At 35.3% G+C, this 5,142-nt stretch carries 4 protein-coding genes; 3 read left to right on the forward strand and 1 reads right to left on the reverse strand.

Annotated features, from left to right (window positions below):
• Positions 1-691 precede the first annotated feature (691 nt).
• Positions 692-928, reverse strand: a complete 237-nt coding sequence (locus HNP81_RS23390; protein WP_182504161.1) for a hypothetical protein — start codon at positions 926-928, stop codon at positions 692-694.
• Positions 929-1,996: 1,068 nt separating this feature from the next.
• Here HNP81_RS23390 and HNP81_RS23395 point away from each other — a divergent pair.
• The 3 genes from HNP81_RS23395 (at position 1,997) to HNP81_RS23405 (ending at position 4,680) form a co-directional block, all read left to right on the forward strand.
• A complete protein-coding gene (locus HNP81_RS23395) occupies positions 1,997-2,218 on the forward strand; it encodes a hypothetical protein (protein ID WP_182504162.1) in 222 nt (73 codons plus the stop codon).
• Between the two features lie 250 nt (positions 2,219-2,468).
• On the forward strand, positions 2,469-3,488 hold the full coding sequence (locus HNP81_RS23400; RefSeq protein WP_182504163.1) for a hypothetical protein: 1,020 nt from the start codon (positions 2,469-2,471) through the stop codon (positions 3,486-3,488).
• A 349-nt stretch (positions 3,489-3,837) separates the two neighbouring features.
• Positions 3,838-4,680, forward strand: a complete 843-nt coding sequence (locus HNP81_RS23405; RefSeq protein ID WP_182504164.1) for a tyrosine-type recombinase/integrase — start codon at positions 3,838-3,840, stop codon at positions 4,678-4,680.
• Positions 4,681-5,142 lie beyond the last annotated feature (462 nt).

Raw genomic sequence — 5,142 nt, forward strand, 5'->3', positions numbered from 1 at the left:
TCGAGAGACTTCTAGCAAATAGATGCTACAGTAAATTTAATAAAGAAGAAAATCCTGTATTTTGATTTGCAGGATTTTTTTATTCCGCAATCGGGCGCTTTTCTGAAATAAGGAAAGCGTCTTTCTTCATGAAAAGGGCCATATTGCGGAATAGGAAAAATCAAAAAAGCCGATTTCTTAAATATTTAAGGAATTGGCTTTTTTAGTTTGATACTTCTCTTAGTATACAAAATTCTCGGACAATGTTTCCAGAACCCCTTCTATACGTCATTTTCGATGACAAAAAAACGACAAAACAATTGAAAAGTAACAGGGAAAATATGATACTTTTGCAGTGTACCAAACTTTCAACTTTTAGACACGTTCGTAAATGTACATAACAACCAGCGAACGTCAGTAAACTCAAAAAAGACTTTTACGAACGGTAGCAACAATGTACCGCCCATTCCGGTAATTTTATAGGCTAAGAGAATTCCAACCTAAAAAGTCGGTCTCCCTGTGATATTCAGAGAAAAAAGGAATTCCGACTTTCCCATAAAAGAATTAGCCTGAAGCGGTATTCACCTCAGGCTAATTCTTTTATGGAGTCAACAGGCCATTACCATACGCCAGTTGTTTAGTATTTTGGGGAAAAAGGAATTATTAGACGTTTATTCCAATACACTAAAGCATAATGAAAAAGGGGGATGTTTTAATGTATTGGAATTGGAATCCGTATCGTAAGGGTTTTGAATGGATTGATCCACGCCAACTCCCACCCATAGGTCATGTTCCTCAACATCAGTTGCCTGAACCTTTTAATCCCATAGGTCATGTACCTCTCCCTCCCATAGGTCATGTTCCTCAACATCAGGTGTCTTATCCTCTTCCTCCCATAGGTGATGTTCCTCAACATCAGTTGCCTAAACCTCTTCCTCCCATAGGTCATGTTCCTCCGCCAGTTCCAGTTCCTCAAGCCTGTAAGCAGGGTTATGTCTGGAGGGAAGCAGTTCCTGGTGACTTTGTATGCGTGACTCCGCAAACTCGCGATGAGACTGCTTCTGAAAATGTACTGGGGCCGTCTCACCAGGAACCCGGAGGCGGTGATACATGTAAGCTAGGCTTCGTTTGGCGCGAGACGCGACCATCAGATCATGTCTGTGTCCCACCTAATCGTCGTGAACGAGCCAGAGTCGACAATGAATTAGCGGCCGTCAGAATGTTATATCCACCTGACGCCCCTAGCAATGGGATAAGGGTCTGGGACGAATACGATGGTAGTGATAATCACGTAATATATAAGGTCTTCGGGACTTTTATTCCTAATGGGAAAGTCGCTTTCTATGCGTACGATGAAGCATACTACCCGCCTGCCCCTGGCCTGATACCCCTCAACAAGTTCTCAACTGATGACAACGGGTTGGTAGTTGGCTTTATAGGGCATTCTTTAGCAAGGAGAGACACATTCTATAGGTTCCCATGCTCTTCGTATAACTATGATGCCCAACAATTAAGGAGCGCACCTATCATTGTCGTTGATGAAAAAAGTGGTATTGTCAGTAATGCTGGAAAATTGAAGATTCCTACTCCTCATTGTCAATGGTGGCCGCCCAACGAATTTTAGGAAGTGATCATTGAAAATAAAAACCCCGAAGTCGGTTATACTATCTGCCGATTTTCGGGGGGGGGCGGATTAAAAAATACTTTTAATACCAAGGAGTAGGTCCTAAATCATAAAAAGAACTAAAATTAGAGTATTGATATTCATAAAAGCCTTCAGCTTTTGCTTTATATCCACCATCATATACTTGTGGGGTGTAACAAGACCTTTTTCCATTACGTGCAAAGCATGAATAGCTATATCCGTCATTTCTTCTTATTTTTGCTTTACCGAGCGTTGCCTTAGCAGTTAATAAGGTGACTTTAGCTCACGCAGTACGACATAATGGACTATAACGAAGTTCTATTTTAGCAGCAGCTTTGCACTGGAAGCTCCTTACAGAGAATTGGAGAAGTTGTGATTTGGGAAGTATTCCCCGATCAAAATAATAAAAATAATAAAACTTCACCGTTTAGTTTTAATGAGAATTGGCAAACCCAATCTACCACATATACAAAAAAAGAGGATAATACTTACATTCGTGTAGAGGTATTTTGGCATGATAACGAAGAGGTTGATACAATACTCGATCTTAATGAATGTATTATTACAGTAAAAAAAGAGTTCCCTGGTAGATGAATAATATGCTAAAAATTTTTTGGGGATTTCAGTTACTTTTTTCTATCTAAAATTATTACTCTTAGTTGTCAGAACCCAGAGATGGGTTCTTTTGTGGTAGGTTCCTAAAAGAGTAATTTTTGTTTTTTTATTTTTATCTGAATGTCTAAAAGTTACAACCTTTAGACACATAAATGGCGATTCGTTTTGGAAGAAACTTAGTTTTCTATGGTAAAATTAGCTTAATTAATATAAATTGGGCGGTGTTTATATGCAATATGAACGGTTAAGTGATTTTGCTGGAAAAGGTCCTTATCTTTTGTTTGACTTTCCTTTGTATACCAAAGTAAAAATTAATACATCTGCTGAAACAACAGAGGATATGGAGATTTTAGACTACAACGAAGATGATATACCCAATATTCTCCACAATATACATTTTTTAGAAAATGAAGACGTTAGATACCTAAAAACGTTAGTCACACAGGAAAAAAATTTCTATTACTATTGCCCTTTTTGTAAAAGGGAACTTCAAATCATTCACAAGGGTTATGAATTAGAAAATGAACTACCAGAATCATTACTTACAACTTATTCGTATATGTTCAGCATGTCAGATGAATTTGAGGAATATGATGAAGATGCAGCGAAGGTTTCTGTTAAGAGATTTGAAGAATTTATAGATCAAATATTTGATGAAAATAGAGTTCTGCAAATGAATTTAGAATGTACTTCAAAAGATAAACATAAATTTTATGTAATATTTCAATTGACTGACGATAATTATTTAATAAAGACTGGGCAATATCCGTCAATTCGAGATTTTGATAACTCTTTAAAGGAATATAGGAAAGTTCTAAAAGATAAGAGTGTAACTAATGAATTAACCAATGCAGAAATTTTAAAAACACATAATATGGGTGTGGGAGCCTTTCTTTATTTGCGTAGGATTTTCGAAAAATTGATTTTTGAACAATTTGAACTAGCCAAACTTGAAAATAATATAGATGAACAAGCATTCAATGAAGCTAAGACTCAAGATAAAGTAAAAATATTACACGAGAAGGGTTATGTTCCTACTTACTTGGCTGAAATAAATCCTTTTATTTACGCTATTTTAAGTAAAGGTGTTCATCAGTTAGGTGAAAAAGAATGTAATTTGCATTATGATACTCTTAGAGAAGCTATATTACTAATCCTTGAAGAAAAAGTGGAGATGGAGCGAAAAGAAAAATTGAAGAAAGTTACAAAAAATGAGTTAAATAAAATACATACAAGATTGTCCAATTAACCCATCGACTTGCTTAGAGAAGGAGGCGTTAGTAAGAAAATTAAAGAATTATTGGGTCAAAGCTGTAATTAGTTATTCCATTATCGGGCTCTATTCCTTAGTAAAGAATAGTGCCCGTTTTGCATATCTATGATGAAATTAGAAACTGAAAAATAAACAATATCCTTATTCAGCAATCGGGTGCTTTCCTGTAAAAAGGAGAGTGTCCTATTTCTTGTATTTCAAGGGTTACTCATGTTAGGCACTTTGTTAATGTCTTAGATTTTTAAATAGGTTCGTATAAATAAGGCTCTCAGTGAACATAATAGAATCTAGATTAATAGATTTATAGTGGGAGAGTGTAAGAATTATGTTACTATCCGAAGCGTGGAAAAAATATCAACAAGATAAAAAAATAGAGGGTTATTCAGCACTTACATTAAAAACATACTGTTTTCAATATAATCTCTTATTAAGATTTTTTGGTGATATTGATATGAGTGGAATTAGTACTGAGAAATTAAAAGAATATCTAATACAGTCAGGAGATCACCTAAAGCCATCCAGTTTAGGACACAGGATTCGTTGCGTTAAATCACTATTCAAATGGATTCATGAAGAAGGGTATATTCCAAAGAATCCTGCAGCTAAATTAAAAGAGCCGAAATTGGGTAAAAGAATTCCAAAGTTTCTTACAGAATTAGAGATAGAACATCTAAGAGAAGCTTGTCAAACAACGATGGAGAATGCACTATTTGAGTTTATGTATTCGACCGGTTGCCGTATTGGAGAAGTTGCAAAATTGAATCGTGATGATATTGATTTTCGTACAAATTCAGTTATTGTACACGGAAAAGGTGATAAAGAAAGGGAAGTATACTTTAATACTCGTTGCTCCATTTGGTTAAAAAGGTATTTAGACGAACGAGATGACGAAGAGTTTTGTTTGTTTATCACGGACAGAAGGCCGAAAAGGTGTATGAGTATGGATAATCTTAGATACATTATCAAACGCATATCAAATCGGGCTGGGATAAAAAAGAATATACATCCCCACCAATTGCGACACAGCTATGCTACACATATGATTAATAACGGTGCGCCAATTGATGTGATCCAAAGTTTACTGGGTCATGAAAAGAGTGAGACTACAAAAATATATGCTCAGCTAAGCGGAAAACTAAGACAGGATTTTTATAGTAAATATTTTTGAAAGTAAATTAAATAAACTTATATTAAGACACCCATGTAAAAATGCGTGTCTTTTCGTTATCGGGCCAGATTGTGGAGCAACATTTAAAGGGATTTGGATATTATGTTAGAACATAGATAAGATTGTGAAGGATTACACTTAAACTAACGGGTCAGGTTAATGGAATAAGGAATATTCTAGTGTAAAGAGCATAACTCTTAGTATATGGCTGTTTTCCGAAATGTTGCTGCTATTTAACAAATTATCATATTGTTTCGTCAGTTAAGGAGGAAATCATATGGAATGGTATATATGGTTCGCCGTAATTAGTGCTGTTATTATTATTATTATTGGGTATAAATCTTCTAAAAAGAAATAATGCTTGTTGAACTACCATGAAAATAAACTTCTGTAATTCAGTGAAAAAGGCAATACTTAATAAGACGCAGCTCATTCATTTTTAAAAAAGGGGAGAGCGCCTGA

Origin of the sequence: Peribacillus huizhouensis, from assembly GCF_014138605.1 — a bacterium.
In the GTDB taxonomy this organism is placed as follows: Bacteria; Bacillota; Bacilli; order Bacillales; family DSM-1321; genus Peribacillus; species Peribacillus huizhouensis.

Bases quoted from the DNA above. Each gene is read 5' to 3' on its own strand.
- HNP81_RS23390 (WP_182504161.1), bottom strand. From the start codon at position 928: ATGACCTATGGGAGGAAGAGGTTTAGGCAACTGATGTTGAGGAACATC.
- HNP81_RS23405 (WP_182504164.1), top strand. From the start codon at position 3,838: ATGTTACTATCCGAAGCGTGGAAAAAATATCAACAAGATAAAAAAATA.
- HNP81_RS23400 (WP_182504163.1), top strand. From the start codon at position 2,469: ATGCAATATGAACGGTTAAGTGATTTTGCTGGAAAAGGTCCTTATCTT.